The organism is Bradyrhizobium sp. LeoA1Lang, assembly GCF_055413685.1.
The window spans coordinates 1-16,454 of sequence record NZ_JBVAPG010000102.1 but is presented as its reverse complement, the minus strand read 5'-3'; the positions used below and the strand labels follow the sequence as shown (position 1 = coordinate 16,454).

The window sequence follows — 16,454 nt, the reverse complement described above, 5'->3', positions numbered from 1 at the left end:
TTCTTCCCCTGGTTTCTTATTGCAGCCGGATGTCGGAGACCACGAACAGCCGTTCAAGGCCGAGCACCAGGCCGTAGAGCGCGACGCCGAGCAGCGTCAGCAGCACGACCGCCATCACCATGGCCGGCGTATCGAGCGAGGACTGTACCTGGATCATGAGGTAGCCGAGCCCGCGCTCCGAGGCGATGAATTCGCCGACGATGGCGCCGGCAACCGCGAGGATAGCGCCGACCTTCATGCCCGAAAACACGTAAGGTAGCGATCCCGGCAACTGGATCTTCCGGAACAGCGTCCAGCGCGAGCCGCGCAGCGATTTGACGAGGTCGAGCAGGTCGGGCTCGACCTCGCGCAGGCCGCGTGCGGTCGTCAGCAGGATCGGAAAGAAGCAGATGCTGAAGGCGATCAGGATGTTCGGAACGATGCCGTAGGAAAACCACACGATGATCAGCGGTCCCATCGCCACTTTCGGGATCATGTTCAGCGTCACGAACAGCGGCAGCAGCAACAAGCTCACCAGTGGCGACCAACTGAAGATGACGGCGAGCGCGACGCCGACCAGCGCGCCGAGGCAGAAGCCGCCGAGGATCTCGGCGGCGGTGACGAGCAGGTTCGACAGCCAGGCATATTTGGCGGAGCTGAGCGTGGCGACGGTCGCGAGCGGAGAGGGCAGGATGAATTTCGGCACCTGGAAGGCGTCGACCAGGACCTGCCAGAGCACGATCACGGCAAGATGCACGATCAGGATGATCGCGATGGACCGCGTGGATCGGCCGCCGTCACTGAACACCAATTGCTCCTTCCAAACACCGGCCGCTCCCGGCGGCCTGCTTTCAGCCTAGCCCGGTCGCACCAATCTTTCAACCATCTGGTTGATTGGAGTGCCAGGACCCAGCCTCCGTCATTGCGAGCGCAGCGAAGCAATCCACGCCTCCACACGCGCGGAGAGAAATGGATTGCTTCGCTGCGCTCGCAATGACGGCTGTGGTAGCGGCTAACGCCGCAGCGACTGTAGCACCAAATCGGTCACGTGCCGCCGCCGGGCTCGCCGCGCGGCCGTGCTCGACAGGTCCTTGCCGAAGATCGCTGACAGCGTCGGCGTGTTGGAGAAGAAGAAGTAGCTCAGGGCCGCGATCGAGATATACAGGTGCACCGGATCGATGCCGCGCCGGAACACGCCGGCGCGTACGCCTTCATTGAGGATCTTCGAGACCATGCTGACGAGCGGCGAGTGCATGGCCTCCAGCCGGCGGGAGCCGCGGACGTGCCGGGCGCCGCCGCGGTTCTCGTCGTTCAGGAGCACGATGAAGTCCGGGTGGGCGGCCAGATGGTCGAACGAGGCTTCGATCAGCTTCTTGATTGCCTGTTCGGGCGGCAGTCCCTCCAGGTTGAGCTTGCGCTCCTGCTCCCGGATCTCCTCATAGACCCATTCGAGCACCGCGAGGTAGAGCGCGTCCTTGTCGCCGAAATAGTGATAGACGAGCTGCTTGTTGACGCCGGCTCTGGCCGCAATCTCGTCGACCCTGGCGCCGGCAAGTCCGTTCTGCGCGAATTCGCGCCGCGCCGCGGTCAAGAGTTTCCGCCGCGTGGCGACCGGATCGCGCCGCTGCGGCTTTGTGTCGTCGGATCGTCGCTTCAGCATTTTCAACCAAACAGTTGACAACTACACCTGTCCCTTGTTGCATTGGTAACGTCACAAACGAGCAGCGACAAGGCCGGGTTGCACACGAGGAGAGTAGCGATGAAGGGTTTGAGGCTTGCGGCCTTGGCGCTGGGGTTGGCTCCGGCCTTGGCGTTTGCGCCGGCCGCATCGGTTGCGCCGGCGCGCGCTGCCGAATCCGTCAATCTGATCCTGAACTGGACGCCGACGGCTGATCATTCACCGTTCTATTACGCCAAGGCGCAGGGCTGGTACGAGAAGGCCGGCATCGATCTCACGATCGAGACCGGCAAGGGCTCCGGCGTCTCAGCGCTGAAGGTCGGCTCCGGTGGCTCGCCGTTCGGCATCGCCGACCTCGCGACCATGCTGGTGGCCAAGAGCAAGGGCGCCGACGTGGTGGCGCTGATGAGCATCTACGCCAATACCGGGCAGACCTTCTATTGGCTGAAGAGCTACGGCGTGAACGGGGTGAAGGATTTCCCCGGCCACAAGATCGGCAATCCGCCGGGCGATGCCTCGCGCGTGATGTGGCCGGCTTTCGCCAAGGCGGCCGGGATCGCGCCTGACTCCGTCACTTTCGTCAATGTCGGCCCGACCGCGAAGATCGCGGCGCTGAAGAGCCACACGGTCGACATCATCAGCGACTTCTACAACGAGCACGATCTCAAGGCGATCGAGTTCGGCGCCGATCTCGGCTATGTCAACTGGAAGGACATCGGGCTCAATCCTTACGGCAATTCGCTGGTCGTCAATGGCGCATTCCTTCAGAAGAATCCGAAGCTGGTCGAGGAGTTCGTGCGGATCACGCAGAAGGCCTACGCTACCTGCGTCGCCGACGTTGCGCCCTGCCTGAAGGCGCTGCTGGACCAGGTCTCCGGGCTCGACCGCGAGAACCAGGAGCGGCAGTGGGAGCGCATCAAGTTCCTGATGACGGACGAGTTCACCACGACCAAGGCGCTCGGCTGGATCGACGCCGAGCGGATGAAGAAGGATTACGATCTGGTGCACACCTATCTCGGCATGGAAAAGCCGTTCGACGTGAACACGGCGTTTTCGACCAAGATGTTGGATACCAGCATCAAGATGGACGCGAGCAAGGTGAAGAAGTAGCGGCTCGTCGTCTGCTTCGTCATGGCCGGGACAAGCCCGGCCATGACGAGCATTTGACGACTGGAGCTATGCTCTCATAATCCCTCTCCATAGCCGCGGCCGGATCGGCCGGGCGGGGAGGGACCAGACATGACCGAGACAATCGCAGGCGAAGCTCCCAAGGACGCTTCGCCCTCCGTGCTAGCGCAGCACGCGGCGATGCTGGATGCATTGCCATTCTCCGACACCGCCGATTTCGACGACGCTGTGCGCGGCTTCCTTGGCACCATCGACAACGCGCATATCACCACTGCACAAGGCAGGGTGGTCTGGAGCCTTGAACCTTATCGCTTCCTGACCTCGGAAGACGCTCCGCCCACGGTCAATCCCAGCCTGTGGCGGCAGTCGCGATTGAACATGCATCACGGCCTGTTCGAGGTGGTGCCCGGGGTCTATCAGGTGCGCGGGCTCGATATCGCCAACATGACGCTGATCGAGGGCGATAGCGGCGTGATCGTGGTTGATACGCTGACCTCGATCGAGGGCGCGCGTGCTGCGATGGAGCTCTATTTCAGGCATCGCGGCACGCGTCCGGTCATGGCCGTGATCTTCACCCATACCCACACCGATCATTGGGGTGGCGCCCGCGGGGTGCTCGACGATGAGACTTTGTCGAGCGGGCGGGTGCCGATCATCGCGCCTGACATGTTCATGGAGCACGCCGTCTCCGAGAACATCATCGCCGGCCCGGCGATGCTGCGGCGCGCGCAATATCAGTTCGGGCCGTTCCTGGCGAAGGGGGCGCGCGGGCAGGTCGATTGCGGGCTCGGCAAGTCGATGGCGGCCGGATCGGTGGCGCTGCTGCGGCCGACCGATCTGATCATTGCCACCGGCGACAGGCGCGTGATCGACGGCGTCGAGTTCGAATTCCAGATGGCGCCGAACAGCGAGGCGCCGGCGGAGATGCACTTCTACCTGCCGCGCTACAAGCTGCTGAACCTCGCGGAGAACTGCACCCACAATTTCCACAACCTGCTGCCGTTCCGCGGCGCCGACGTGCGCGATGCGCTGGCGTGGTCGAAATATCTCGGCGAAGCGCTCAAGATGTGGGGCGGCAAGGCGGAGGCGATGTGCGGTCAGCATCATTGGCCGGTATGGGGGCGGGAGCGGATCGACACCATGATCCGGCAGCAGCGCGATCTCTACAAGTTCGCGCATGACCAGACCATCCGCCTGATGAACCATGGGCTGACCCCGAGCGAAATCGCGGAGACCATTCGCCTGCCGAAAAGCCTGGAAGGTGCCTGGCACGGGCGCGGCTATTACGGCCATATCAGGCACAATGTGAAGGCGATCTACCAGAAATATCTCGGCTGGTACGACGCCAACCCCGTCAATCTCGATCCGATGCCGCCGGTCGAGTCGGGCAGGAAATATGTCGAGTATATGGGCGGCGCGGATGCGATCCTGGAACGGGCGCGGAAAGATTTCGCCAACGGCGAATTCCGTTTCGTCGCGCAGGCGGTGAGCCATGTCGTGTTCGCCGAACCGGAGAATCAGGCGGCCCGCGCGCTGCTGGCCGATACGTTCGAGCAGCTCGGCTATGCCGCGGAAAGCGCGACCTGGCGCAACAGCTATCTGTTCGGCGCGCAGGAACTGCGGCAGGGCATGCCGAAGGCGCCGGCGCGGCCGGCGATGCCGCGCGAAACGCTCGCCGCGCTGCGCACCGAACAGCTCTGGGACGTGCTCGGCATTCGCCTCAACGGCCCCAAGGCCGAGGGCAAGCGTATCGTCTTGAACTGGAAGTTCACCGACACCAACGAGGCCTTCATCCTTAACCTGGAGAATTGCGCGCTGACCTATGTCGCCGGTGCGCAAGCTGGGGACGCCGATGCAAGTTTCACGCTGGTGCGCAGCACGCTCGATGAAGTCATTGCGAAGTTGACCACGTTTCCGGAAGCGGTAGGCGGCGGCAAGATCAGCGTCACCGGCGATGCAATGCGGCTCACTGAGCTGATGACGCTGATGGACGAGTTTCCGCGAATGTTCGAGATCGTCGAGCCGAAGCGAACAGCGGTGAGTTGACTGGCGCGTAGGGTGGGCAAAGCGACGTCTTGCACCGTCGCTCGAACAAACGCGGGCGGAAGCGTGCCCACCATCACGGGCGGAGCGCGGAGAGGTGGGCACGGCGCTTGCGCGCCTTTGCCCACCCTACGGCACCTACGGCACGTTACTCCGCGCTTGCCACCAGCTTGATGCGCGGCTCGGCCGCTTCCATCAGGTCGCGATAGCAGTTGAGATAATCGAGCGCCATGCGGCGCGCGGTGAAGCGGGTCTCGAACCGCTTGCGGATCGTCTGCCGGCTCAGCGCCGGAAGCCGGCCGACCGCACCGACGGCGCTGGTCTCATCCTCGACGATGAAGCCGGTCAGGCCATCCTCGATGATTTCCGGCACCGAGCCGCGGTTGAAGGCGATGACCGGCGTGCCGCAGGCCATGGCCTCGATCATCACCAGGCCGAACGGCTCCGGCCAGTCGATCGGCAGCAACAGCGCGATGGCGCCGCTCAGGAACTCCGGCTTCTCCCGGTCGCTGATTTCGCCGATGAAATCCACCAGCGGATTGTCCACGATCAGCGGACGGATCACCGCCTCGTAATATTCCTGGTCGGCGCGGTCAACCTTTGCCGCCATTTTCAAGGGGATGCCGCAGCGCATCGCGATCTTGATGGCACTGTCGACGCCCTTTTCCGGCGCGATGCGGCCGAGCACCGCCAGGTATGACGGATTGACCGCCTGCGGCGTCAGCAGGTTCTCCGGCAGGCCGTGATGGATCGTCCTCACCCAATTCGCCTGCGGCACCGGACGGCGCTGGGCGTTGGAGATCGAGATCACCGGCACCTCCGGGAAGGTGTCGAACACCGGCTGGTGCTCGGGAAGGTCCAGCCTGCCGTGCAGGGTGGTCACGAACGGCGTCGGCTGCCGCTGGAACAGCGACCACGGATAATAATCCAGATGGAAGTGAAGGAAGTCGAACTCCTCCTGATCGCATTTCTGTCGGACGCGCTCGAGCAGCACCATGTGCAGCGCGTTGGGATCGCGGACCGATCCGTCCAGGCGCAATGCTTTCGGCCAGGTCGCCTCCAGCTTGCCTGAGGTTTGCGAGTCCCCGCCGGCGAACAGGGTGACGTCGTGGCCTAGCGTGACCAGTTCTTCAGTCAGCCAGTGCACGACCCGTTCCGTCCCGCCATAGAGCTTCGGGGGAACAGCCTCCGTCAGTGGCGCAACCTGCGCGATGCGCATGCTTTCGTCTCCTCTGTGTGATGTGGGATAATCAAGCCCAACCCCATTTGTCCGGCACCGGCATGCCGTAACGGGAACGTTCCCGCACGTGCGAAGTTCCTTTGCTGTGCGGGTCGTTCTTTCTTCCTTCACAGTGTGGTCTTGCTGATGCCATCTGCCACGAACAAATTTTCGCAACTATCGGTGCTGCAGAATTGTTGCGCAGTGATGGCCTCGCCATACGAAACATCGATCGCTGTCCCTCACGGAATCGTGTGCGGGACGGTGCGCTAAGAAAATTCACCTTACTGCTCAACAGGTTTGCAGGCGCTCATGGACAATCTTTCAGGATACGCGCACCGCCCCTTTCCCTTTGTGCTGCGCTATCTGCGGCGGCGGCCCGCATCACACGCCGTAATATTGGGGTGCGTTCTGGGTGCGGTTGCCTGCTCGGTAGGCACGCAGTACGGGGTGAAGAGCCTCGTCGACAGCCTGTCGGGCGGTCCGGCCAAGGCCAGTGGCGTATGGCTGGCATTCGTTCTGCTCATGTCGCTGATCGCGGCAGATAATTTTCTGTGGCGGATCGCAAGCTGGATCGCGAGCTACGCCTTCGTCGGCGTCACCGGCGACCTCCGGCGCGATATGTTCCGTCACCTCACCGGCCATGCGCCGAGCTATTTCACCGATCGCCTGCCGGGCATGCTGACCAGCCGGATCACCGCGACCTCGAACGCGGTCTATACGGTCGAGAACATGTTCGTCTGGAATGTGCTGCCGCCGTGCGTTGCGACCTTCGCGGCGATCGCGCTGATAGGGACCGTGAGCATGACGATGTCAGCGGTGCTGATCGTCATTGCGGGAACCATGGTGTTCGCGATGTTCCGGATGGCGGCCGCCGGCCGCCCCCTGCACGATGATTATGCCGACAAGGCGGCCGCCGTGGATGGTGAGATGGTTGACGTCATCAACAACATGCCGCTGGTGCGGGCGTTCTGCGGATTGAGCTTCGAGCACGCCCGGTTCGATGCGACCGTGAACCGGGAACTGACCGCCCGGGGCCGCAGCCTGCGCTACCTCGAAAAGCTGCGGCTCACCCATGCGGCGGTGACGGTGGTTCTGACCATCTGCATGCTGGCGTGGGCGGTCAACCTTTGGCAGCAGGGCGCCGCCACCACCGGCGACGTGGTGCTGGTCTGCACGCTGGGGATCTGCATCCTGAGCGCGACGCGCGATCTGGCCGTGGCGCTCGTCGATGCCACCCAGCATGTCGCCCGCCTGATGGAGGCGCTGGCGACGCTGCTGACACCGCACGAATTGAAGGATCACCCGGAGGCGGAGCCGCTGATCAAGAGCGGGGCCGCGATCGCCTTCAACAACATCTCGTTCCAATACCCCGGCGGCATCCAGGTGTTCGACAAGTTCAACCTGCGTATCCAGGCCGGCCAACGGGTCGGGCTGGTCGGGCAATCCGGCGGCGGCAAATCGACGCTGTTCACGCTGCTGCAGCGCTTCTACGACGTGGAGCGCGGCAGCATCACCATCGACGGCCAGGATATTTCGCGGGTCACCCAGCAGAGCCTGCGCGAGGCGATCTCGGTGGTGCCGCAGGACATTTCGCTGTTCCACCGCTCGATCCTGGAAAACATCCGCTACGGACGGCCGAACGCCACCGATGACGAGGTGCTGCGCGCGGCGATCGCGGCGCGCTGCGACTTCATCGAGAATTTACCCGAGGGCATGGACACCATCGTCGGCGATCGCGGCATCAAGGTGTCAGGCGGCCAGCGCCAGCGCATCGCGATCGCGCGTGCGTTCCTGAAAGATGCGCCGATCCTTCTGCTCGATGAAGCGACCGCGGCGCTTGACAGCGAGTCCGAGGAGGCCATACGTGAAGCGCTGTCGCGCCTGATGCGCGGGCGCACCGTGGTTGCGATCGCCCATCGCCTGGCCACGCTGCGCAGCTTCGATCGCGTGGTCGTTCTGCAGGGCGGCCGCATCGTCGAGGACGGGCCGCCCGATATCCTCGTGCAGGGCAGGGGGCCATACCGCGAACTGGTCGCGCGCGAAGTGGGCCGCCTCACCACCCAGGCTGCCTGATCCACAGTAGTTGCGTATAATCAGCGTCCATCGCAAACCCGAGAGAGAAGCGCTCGAGGTCTAAATGGCAGCGGAGATCGTTACGCAGATTTCGACCATGCGCGTTGTCGAGCAAATCGCGGAATCGCCCTTCTACATCCCGATGACCGGTCCCGCCGCGAGGCCGCGGCGGTCGCTCAAGCATGACGACACGTTCATCGTGCTCGACAGCCATGGCGACATCGGCGCTTCCGCCGGCGGACCCGATGGCCTGTTCAACGCCGACACGCGCTATCTCGCGCGGCTGGAAATGGTGCTCGACGACGTGCAGCCGCTGTTGCTCGGCTCGAACCTGCGCGACGACAATTCGGCGCTGACCGTCGATCTCACCAATTCCGATGTCTATCGGGGCGGCCGGCTGATGCTGCAGAAGGACACGCTGCACATCGTGCGCTCGATCTTCCTGTGGCGCGGCACCGCCTATCAGCGCATCGGTCTGCAAAATCATGGCGATCGGCTCGCGAGCTTCGATCTCACCTTGCTGTTCGACAATGATTTCGCCGATCTGTTCGAAGTGCGCGGCGAGCGCCGGCCGCGGCGCGGCATCGGCTCGAGCAGGTTGCTCGGCCCGACCGACGTCGTGCTCGAATACGTCGGACTGGACGAACAGTCACGGATCACGGCGCTGCATTTCGATCCCAAGCCGACGCGGCTGGCGGTCAATGCCGCGACCTATCATTTCGAACTGGAGCCCAAAGCGGTCACCTCGCTGTTCATCGCGGTGTCCTGCAACAAGCCGATCATGCACAAGCCGGTGCCGTTCTTCCGCGGGCTGCTTGCGCATCGCCGCGAGATGCGGCGCTCGACGGCGGGTGCTGCCAGCATCGAGACCTCGAACAACATCTTCAACGAGGTGCTGTGCCAGGCGATGGCCGACCTCAACATGCTGATGACGGAGACGCCGCAGGGCCGCTATCCCTATGCCGGCATCCCCTGGTACTCCACGACTTTCGGCCGCGATGGATTGATCACCGCGTTGCAGATGCTGTGGATCGATCCGCGCATCGCGAAAGGCGTCTTGAAGCGGCTTGCGTTCTTCCAGGCCAAGAGCGTCGATCCGCTTTCCGATGCGGAGCCCGGAAAGATCCTGCATGAGATGCGCGGCGGCGAGATGGCGGCGCTGCGCGAGGTGCCGTTCGCGCAATATTACGGCAGCGTCGATTCGACGCCGCTGTTCGTGCTGCTGGCCGGCCATTATTTCGAGCGCACCGGCGACGAGGCGACGCTTGCGGAACTCTGGCCCTCGATAGAGGCGGCGCTGCAATGGATCGACGGCCCCGGCGATCCCGATGGCGATGGTTTCATCGAATATCAGCGTGCGACCGAGCAGGGCCTCGCCAACCAGGGCTGGAAGGATTCCTTTGACGCCATCTTCCATGCCGATGGCAGGCTGGCGGAGGGCTATATCGCGCTCTGCGAGGTGCAGGGCTATGTGTTCGCGGCCAAGCGGCTGCTGGCCAGGGTGGCGCGCCGGCTCGGCTATGCCGATAGGGCGGAAAAGCTCGATAAGGAGGCCGAGACGCTGCGCCAGCGCTTCGAGGACGCCTTCTGGTGCGAGGAACTCGGCACCTATGCGCTGGCGCTCGACGGCAAGAAGGAACCGTGCCGCGTGCGGACCTCGAATGCCGGCCAGCTCCTGTTCACCGGCATCGTGCGGGAAGACCGCGCGCGGCTGGTCGCAGCCGACCTGATGAGCCAGAGCTTCTTCTCGGGCTGGGGCATCCGCACGGTTGGCAGGAATGAGGTCCGTTACAACCCGATGTCCTATCACGACGGCTCGATCTGGCCGCACGACAATGCGCTGATCGCGCTCGGCTTTGCGCGCTACGGGCTGAAGCGCTCCGTGGCGCATCTGTTCAAGGGCCTGTTCGACGCCGCAAGCTACATGGATCTGCGGCGGCTGCCCGAATTGTTCTGTGGGTTCCAGCGCGAAAGGCGGCGAGGACCCGTGCTCTATCCGGTAGCCTGCGCGCCACAGGCTTGGGCGAGTGCGACCCCATTCACGCTGCTGGAGGCGGCGCTCGGGCTCGAATTCGATGCCGTGCGCGGCGAGATCAGGCTGCGCGATCCGCGCTTGCCGGAATTCCTAAATGAGGCGATCCTGCGCGACCTGCAGCTCGGCGCCTCCAGCGTCGATCTGAGAGTCCGCCGCCATGATGGCGAAGTGTCGCTGGAAGTGTTGCGTACACGCGGTCAAATCCAGGTGTCGATCGTGCTGACGCATTAGAATGTCGGCCAGAATGTCTAGCTTTATTCCTGGATTGGAGGCCCCCGATGTGGGCGAGCATGGTGATGACAATTATTGCCGCGGCCTTTGCCGCTACTGTGGCCGCGCAAGCGGCCGATGATCCGGCGGCACCGCCGCCGGCCAAACCCCCGGCTGCGCAAAAGGAACCGGCGCCTCCACCCTCGGTGACGGTGATCGGCGCGAGGGATGCGCATGGCATCCTCGGGCGCGACGTGCGCAGCGCCGCCAATGAGAACATGGGACGAATCGTCGACGTGATCGTCGATCGCGAAGGCACCGTGCGCGCCGCCGTGATCGACTTCGGCGGCTTCCTCGGTGTCGGCAGCCGCAAGATCGTCGTCGACTGGAACGCACTGCATTTCGGCCAGGTCGCCAACAAGAGCGACAGCATCACGCTCGAACTGAACAAGGAGCAGGTGAGCGCGGCGCCGGAATACAAGGAGGACACGCCCCTCATCGTGCTCGGCGCTGCCGGCAGTTTGCGTCCATGGCAATATGACCATTAAAGTCGGAGATACATTGATCGCTCGTCCCTCCTCTTTAACGGACAGGATTGGCGGCGATCGCAGGCGGTCGACGGCGGACGATCACGGTGCGCCATTGGTTCGGGAGTTGCCGGCACCAGAGCCGTCGCGCCAGCCTTCATCCCAGAGCCAGCGCGGACTAGACTGGTTCATCTTCTTCCTGGCCGATGTGCAGACCGGGTTCGGCCCGTTCGTGGCGGTCTACCTGACCACGCAGAAATGGACCCAGGTCGAGATCGGCTTCGTGCTGTCGATCGGCGGCATCGTCGCCTTGCTGGGACAGATGCCGGGCGGCGCTATCGTTGACGCGGCGCGCTCCGAAAAAATGGTCGCCGGGGCCGCGGTCGCGACCATCGGCTGCGCCGCGCTGGCCTATGCGGTGTGGCCGATCTTCCCGGTCGTGGTGGCGGCGGCGACCCTGCACGCGCTCGCAAGCTGCGTGCTCGGCCCCGCGATCGCGGCGATCAGCCTCGGCCTGGTCGGGCCGTTCGCGATCGGCGAGCGGCTGGGGCGCAATGCCCGTTTCGCCTCGCTCGGCAACGGTTCGGCGGCAGCGCTGATGGGCGCCGCCGGTTACCTGATCTCGAGCCGTTCCGTGTTCCTGGTCACCTTCATCCTGGCGATACCGACCTTGATCGCGCTGTCGCGGATCCGCGAGAAGGAGATCGATATCGCGCAGGCCCATGGCGCCGTTGTCCGCGAGGTGCCCGACAAGAAAGCGACCAGCGTGTTCGCGCTGTGCAGCAAGCGGGCATTGCTGATCTTCGCCGTCAGCATGCTCCTGTTCCAGCTCGCGAACGCGGCGATGCTGCCGCTGATGGCGGGCGTGGTGACGATGCGATCCAGCCAGTGGGCGCCGGTGCTGATCGCGGCTTGCATCATTGTGCCGCAGGCGATCGTGGCGCTGGCCTCGCCTTCGGTCGGGCGCAAGGCGCAGGCCTGGGGCCGGCGGCCGCTGCTCCTGCTCGCCTTCGGCGCGCTCGTGATCCGCGGCGTGCTGTTTGCGACTGTGCACGATCCCTATCTGCTGGTGGCCGTGCAGATATTCGACGGCATTACCGCGGCGGTGTTCAGCGTCATGGTGCCCCTGATCGTGGCCGACGTCGCCTTCGGCAGCGGGCATTTCAACCTGGCGCAGGGCATCATCGGCACCGCGGTCGGGATCGGCGCATCGCTGAGCACAGTGCTCGCCGGCTATGTCAGCGACAAGTTCGGCAGCAATGTCGCTTTCCTGGGGCTCGCGGGCATCGCCTCGCTCGGCCTCCTGATGATCCTGTTGATCATGCCCGAGACGCGACGAACCGCGCCGACGTGACTCGCGTAGCCCGGGTGGAGCGCAGCGAAACCCGGGACCGCTCGCAGACGCTGATACAGATACCCACCCGGGCTACGAGATGGGCTGCGGCAGCGCCAGCTTGCGATAGAGCGCGCCGTAGAGGGCGGCCGAGATGCTCCAGCTAAAGCTCCGCGCCATGGCGCTGCGGCGCATGGCGTCGAGCCGTTCCTTGGCGACGAACGCCTCGAACGCCCGGCGCACGCCGCCGAGGAAGGATTCCGCCGACGGCTGCGGGAACAGAAATCCGGTCTCGCCGTCCTTGATGGTCTCGGCCAGCCCGCCGGTCTGGTGGCCGATCGGCAGTGAGCCGAAGCGCTGCGCAGACATCTGGCTCAGGCCGCAGGGCTCGAAGCGTGACGGCATCAGCGTGAAATCGCTGCCGGCAAAGATCCTTCGTGCCTGGGCGTCGTTGAAGCCGATCGCGACCCCGATGGCGTCCGGCCGCCGCCGGTGCGCTTCCACCAGCGCCTGCTCGATTCCCGGCTCGCCGGAGCCGGTGACGACGATCTGCCCGCCGGCCGCGACGATCTCGTCGGCCGCCGACAGCACGAGGTCGACGCCCTTCTGGTGGACCAGCCGGGCGACCAGGCCGAACATCGGTCCGCGGGAGACCGCGAGGCCGAACTGCTTGCGGACGTAATCCGCATTGGCCTGCTTGCCTGCCCAGTCGCCGGCGCCGAACTGCTGCGCAAGCTTGGCGTCGAAGCGCGGGTCCCAGCTCTCGTCGATGCCGTTGAGGATTCCGGTGAGCTGCGCGGCATTGGAGCGGATGCGGAGCAGGCCCTCGAGCCCGCAGCCGAGCTCGGCCGTCGTGATCTCCCTGGCATAGGTCGCGCTGACGGTCGTCAGGTGCGAGGCATAGACGATGCCGCCCTTGAGGAAGGACAGCTTGTCGTAGAATTCGAGCCCGTCGATATGGAAGGAATTTTCCGGCGCGCCAATCCGCCGCAACGAATCCTTCGGGAAGAGTCCCTGATAGGCGAGGTTGTGGATGGTCAGGATCGAGGGGATGCGCGCGCCGCGCCAGGCCAGATAGGCCGGCGCCAGCGCGGCCTGCCAGTCATTGGCGTGGACGAGGTCGGCTGCCCAATTCTTGTCCAGACTGCCTGCGGCGAGTTCTGCCGCGGCGGACGCGAAGCGCCCGAAGCGGATGTCGTTGTCCGGCCAGTCGCATCCACTCTCGTCGCCGTAAGGGTTGCCTGGACGGTCATAGAGCTGTGGGCACAGCACGACGTAGACCGGCATGCCGTCGCGGGTCGCGGCGCGGCCGATCGTGCATGCGGGCATCTCCGCAAGCGGCGCGCATTCGCCAACGATTTCAATATGAGTGAGCTGCTCGATCACGTCCCGATAGCCGGGGAGCATGATCCGGACATCGTTCAGGGGACGCAGGGCTCGGGGAAGGGCGGCAGAAACAGCGGCAAGGCCGCCGACGCGGACGAAATCGTCCATTTCAGTGGTGATGAATAAGACCCTCAAAAAAAGCGCCTCGCTCCAACCTGTAAACGACTATGCAAAAATGGGTCCAGTTTTCCTTTGACGAAAATCAAAGGGCCCGCCCAGTCCGGTCTGGATCAGACGCTTCCCTGTAGAAGCCGCTCCACCTTCTTGTTTGAGCATGATCCTTTCGGAAAACCGGTTTCCACTTTTCCGGATCAGGCTCTAGGTTGACGCCGCGCCGACAAGAGGTGCGGCCGAGGGAGCTTTGCGAATGACGATAGTCGAGAACGATGAGGGCTATTTGACAAAGAGCCTGGACGGCCTTCGTGTGCTTGATTTTTCGACTACGATCGCCGGCCCTCATTGCACGCGCATGCTTGCCGACCTCGGAGCGGACGTCATCAAGATCGAGCCTGCCGAAGGCGAGATGATGCGTACCCGCCCACCGGTGCGTAAGCTTTGCTCGACTGCGTTCGGCCAGCTCAATGTCGGCAAGAAGAGCCTGACGCTCGACCTGAAGTCGGCGGAAGGGGCGGAGGTGGTACGCCGGCTCGTCGCGACCGCCGACATCCTGGTCGAGAATTTCCGCCCGGGCGTGATGCAGCGCTTGAGGCTCGATTATGCCAGCCTGCGCGGGCTCAACCCGCGGCTGATCTATTGCTCGATCTCCGGCTATGGCCAGACCGGGCCGTCTGCCGGCTTGCCGGCCTATGCTCCGGTCATCCACGCCGCCTCAGGCTACGACATGGCGCATCTGGCCTACCAGGCTGGGCGGAGCAGGCCCGACTATTGCGGCATCTACATTGCCGACGTGCTGAGCGGCGTCTATGCGTTCGGTGCGATCGGAGCGGCGCTGCATCAGCGGCACCGCAGCGGGGAGGGCCAGCACATCGACGTCTCCATGCTCGAAGCGATGCTGAGCCTGACCTTGAACGAGGTGCAGTGGGCGCAGTTCAAGGTGCAGCCGACGGCGCGCCCGATGTTCGGCCCTGTCGAAACCTCCGACGGCTACGTCATGGTCGCGATCGCCAGCGAGAAGACGTTTCAGAGCCTGATGCAGGTGATCGGCCGTCCCGAATGGGTGAGCGACCCGCGCTTCGCCAGATATTCCGACCGCCGGGAAAATTGGGCGGCCTTGATGGATGGCGTCGAGGATTGGTCGCGCCGCGTGACGACGGAACAATGTCTCGCCGCGCTGAATGAGGAGGGCGTGCCCTCATCCGCCTATCGCACGGTTGAGCAAGCGCTGGCCGATCCGCAGCTCGCGCATCGCGGCGCTCTGGCCGAGGTCGAGGACGGCGGCGGGACCTTCAAGGTGGTCAATCTGCCGTTCCGGATGTCCGGCGCGAAGGTTGCAGCCGTAAAGCGAGTCTCGACACTCGGCGAGCACACCCGCGCCTATCTCAAGGAGGCGGGCCTGTCTGACGCGGAGATTGCCGCATTCGCTGGCTAACAGCCGGCAAGGCTGATCGTCGCCCGCCGCGGTTTGTCTCGCGTCGGCAGACGTGGCAATGTTGCCGCAACAACAAAGAATGTTGGGAGAATAGAGATGAAAAGTTTCCAGGTTGCCGAGTTCAACGCCCCCTTGAAGGAAGTCGACCAGCCGACGCCGGAGCCGACCGGAACGCAGGTGCTGATCAAGGTGAAGGCGGCCGGCATCTGCCACAGCGATCTGCATATCTGGGAAGGCGGCTACGATCTCGGCCACGGGCGCAAGCCGCTGTCGCTGAAGGATCGCGGCGTCTCGCTGCCGCGCACGATGGGGCACGAGACCGTCGGCGAGGTGGTGGCGTTCGGGCCGGACGTGAAGCCGGGCGACAGCGGCGGCCTCAAGGCCGGCGACGTCGCGCTGGTCTATCCCTGGCTCGGCTGCGGCAAATGCCCGACCTGCCTGGCCGGCGACGAGAATATGTGCGCGGTCAAGCCGAACTCGCTCGGCGTCTATTGCGATGGCGGCTATGCCGATCACATGCTGGTGCCGCATCCAAAGTACCTGCTGACCCTCAAGGGGCTCGATCCCGTCACCGCCGCGCCCTATGCCTGCTCGGGCGTGACCACCTACAGCGCGCTGAAGAAGGTCGAGTTCGCCTTCGCTTCGCCGATCGTGATCATCGGCGCCGGCGGTCTCGGTCTGATGGCGCTGTCGCTCCTGAAGGCGATGGGCGGCAAGGGGGCTGTTGTCGTCGACATCGACGCGCGCAAGCGCGAGGCGGCGGAAGCGGCCGGCGCGCTCGGCACCGTCGACGGCAAGGCGCCCGATGCGCTGGAGCAATTGGCGAAGAAGGCGGGCGGGCCAATCCGCGCGGTGATCGATCTGGTCGGCAACGCCCAGACCACGCAGCTCGGCTTCGACTGCCTGGCCAAGGGCGGCAAGCTCGTGATCGTCGGCCTGTTCGGCGGTGGCGCGACCTTCGCGCTGCCGCTGATCCCGATCAAGGCGATCACGATCCAGGGCAGCTATGTCGGCAACCTCCGCGAGACGCAGGAACTGCTCGACCTGGTCCGGACCAAGAAGATCGCGCCGATCCCGGTAACGACCGTTCCGCTCGCCAAGGCCTATGACTCGCTGCTCGAATTGCAGAAGGGCAAGCTGGTCGGCCGCGCCGTGCTGACGCCTTAGGCTGTGTGGACTCTTGGGATTCTCAAATCAGACGGAACGTGATTCAAGGCTTTCTTTTAGGAGGAAGCCTTGGGGGTTCTGGATCGGCTCGTTCTGAACGACACGCAATGGGACCGTATCTCCG

The 16,454-nt window shown here is 64.3% G+C and carries 12 protein-coding genes; 8 read left to right on the top strand and 4 right to left on the bottom strand.

Annotated elements, in window-relative coordinates:
* Positions 1-16 precede the first annotated feature (16 nt).
* Together ACZYOF_RS28505 and ACZYOF_RS28500 are read right to left on the bottom strand one after the other, a co-directional pair.
* Positions 17-787, bottom strand: a complete 771-nt coding sequence (locus tag ACZYOF_RS28505; protein WP_463717870.1) for an ABC transporter permease — start codon at positions 785-787, stop codon at positions 17-19.
* A 204-nt stretch (positions 788-991) separates the two neighbouring features.
* Positions 992-1,639, bottom strand: coding sequence for a TetR/AcrR family transcriptional regulator (locus ACZYOF_RS28500; RefSeq protein ID WP_463717878.1), 648 nt, complete (start codon positions 1,637-1,639; stop codon positions 992-994).
* 99 nt (positions 1,640-1,738) lie between these two features.
* On the opposite strand from ACZYOF_RS28500, the gene ACZYOF_RS28495 reads away from it, so the two are divergent.
* Together ACZYOF_RS28495 and ACZYOF_RS28490 are read left to right on the top strand one after the other, a co-directional pair.
* Entirely contained in the window at positions 1,739-2,767 is a 1,029-nt protein-coding gene (locus tag ACZYOF_RS28495) for an ABC transporter substrate-binding protein (RefSeq protein WP_463717869.1), read from the top strand.
* 129 nt (positions 2,768-2,896) lie between these two features.
* Positions 2,897-4,831 carry an alkyl/aryl-sulfatase gene (locus ACZYOF_RS28490; protein ID WP_463717868.1) on the top strand — a complete coding sequence of 645 codons (1,935 nt, stop codon included), beginning with the start codon at positions 2,897-2,899 and terminating at the stop codon, positions 4,829-4,831.
* A 145-nt stretch (positions 4,832-4,976) separates the two neighbouring features.
* Here ACZYOF_RS28490 and ACZYOF_RS28485 read toward each other — a convergent pair whose 3' ends face one another.
* Positions 4,977-6,047 carry a glycosyltransferase family 4 protein gene (locus tag ACZYOF_RS28485; protein ID WP_463717867.1) on the bottom strand — a complete coding sequence of 357 codons (1,071 nt, stop codon included), beginning with the start codon at positions 6,045-6,047 and terminating at the stop codon, positions 4,977-4,979.
* A 312-nt stretch (positions 6,048-6,359) separates the two neighbouring features.
* Here ACZYOF_RS28485 and ACZYOF_RS28480 point away from each other — a divergent pair, with 312 nt between their 5' ends.
* The 4 genes from ACZYOF_RS28480 to ACZYOF_RS28465 all read left to right on the top strand — a co-directional run bounded on the left by ACZYOF_RS28480 (position 6,360) and on the right by ACZYOF_RS28465 (position 12,249).
* Positions 6,360-8,123, top strand: a complete 1,764-nt coding sequence (locus ACZYOF_RS28480; protein ID WP_130580232.1) for an ABC transporter ATP-binding protein — start codon at positions 6,360-6,362, stop codon at positions 8,121-8,123.
* A gap of 64 nt (positions 8,124-8,187) precedes the next feature.
* Entirely contained in the window at positions 8,188-10,389 is a 2,202-nt protein-coding gene (locus tag ACZYOF_RS28475; protein WP_394565967.1) for an amylo-alpha-1,6-glucosidase, read from the top strand.
* A gap of 65 nt (positions 10,390-10,454) precedes the next feature.
* Entirely contained in the window at positions 10,455-10,916 is a 462-nt protein-coding gene (locus ACZYOF_RS28470; RefSeq protein ID WP_394565966.1) for a PRC-barrel domain-containing protein, read from the top strand.
* Entirely contained in the window at positions 10,906-12,249 is a 1,344-nt protein-coding gene (locus ACZYOF_RS28465; RefSeq protein WP_463717866.1) for an MFS transporter, read from the top strand. The genes ACZYOF_RS28470 and ACZYOF_RS28465 overlap by 11 nt, the downstream gene beginning before the upstream one ends.
* A gap of 72 nt (positions 12,250-12,321) precedes the next feature.
* Here the strand turns inward: ACZYOF_RS28465 and glgA are convergent, their stop codons facing one another.
* Positions 12,322-13,749, bottom strand: a complete 1,428-nt coding sequence (gene glgA / locus ACZYOF_RS28460) for a glycogen synthase GlgA (protein ID WP_463717865.1) — start codon at positions 13,747-13,749, stop codon at positions 12,322-12,324.
* A gap of 232 nt (positions 13,750-13,981) precedes the next feature.
* On the opposite strand from glgA, the gene ACZYOF_RS28455 reads away from it, so the two are divergent.
* Positions 13,982-15,163 (top strand): CaiB/BaiF CoA transferase family protein, encoded by a 1,182-nt coding sequence (locus tag ACZYOF_RS28455; protein ID WP_463717864.1) that lies wholly within the window; start codon positions 13,982-13,984, stop codon positions 15,161-15,163.
* A gap of 96 nt (positions 15,164-15,259) precedes the next feature.
* Complete coding sequence (locus tag ACZYOF_RS28450; RefSeq protein WP_463717863.1) at positions 15,260-16,330, top strand: alcohol dehydrogenase; 1,071 nt, start codon at positions 15,260-15,262, stop codon at positions 16,328-16,330.
* Positions 16,331-16,454 lie beyond the last annotated feature (124 nt).

What these genes read in the sequence shown, in the direction of transcription:
- ACZYOF_RS28450 (WP_463717863.1), top strand. Translation starts at nt 15,260, where the DNA reads ATGAAAAGTTTCCAGGTTGCCGAGTTCAACGCCCCCTTGAAGGAAGTC.
- ACZYOF_RS28485 (WP_463717867.1), bottom strand. Translation starts at nt 6,047, where the DNA reads ATGCGCATCGCGCAGGTTGCGCCACTGACGGAGGCTGTTCCCCCGAAG.
- ACZYOF_RS28465 (WP_463717866.1), top strand. Translation starts at nt 10,906, where the DNA reads ATGACCATTAAAGTCGGAGATACATTGATCGCTCGTCCCTCCTCTTTA.
- ACZYOF_RS28500 (WP_463717878.1), bottom strand. Translation starts at nt 1,639, where the DNA reads ATGCTGAAGCGACGATCCGACGACACAAAGCCGCAGCGGCGCGATCCG.
- ACZYOF_RS28455 (WP_463717864.1), top strand. Translation starts at nt 13,982, where the DNA reads ATGACGATAGTCGAGAACGATGAGGGCTATTTGACAAAGAGCCTGGAC.
- ACZYOF_RS28480 (WP_130580232.1), top strand. Translation starts at nt 6,360, where the DNA reads ATGGACAATCTTTCAGGATACGCGCACCGCCCCTTTCCCTTTGTGCTG.
- ACZYOF_RS28470 (WP_394565966.1), top strand. Translation starts at nt 10,455, where the DNA reads ATGACAATTATTGCCGCGGCCTTTGCCGCTACTGTGGCCGCGCAAGCG.
- ACZYOF_RS28495 (WP_463717869.1), top strand. Translation starts at nt 1,739, where the DNA reads ATGAAGGGTTTGAGGCTTGCGGCCTTGGCGCTGGGGTTGGCTCCGGCC.
- ACZYOF_RS28475 (WP_394565967.1), top strand. Translation starts at nt 8,188, where the DNA reads ATGGCAGCGGAGATCGTTACGCAGATTTCGACCATGCGCGTTGTCGAG.
- ACZYOF_RS28490 (WP_463717868.1), top strand. Translation starts at nt 2,897, where the DNA reads ATGACCGAGACAATCGCAGGCGAAGCTCCCAAGGACGCTTCGCCCTCC.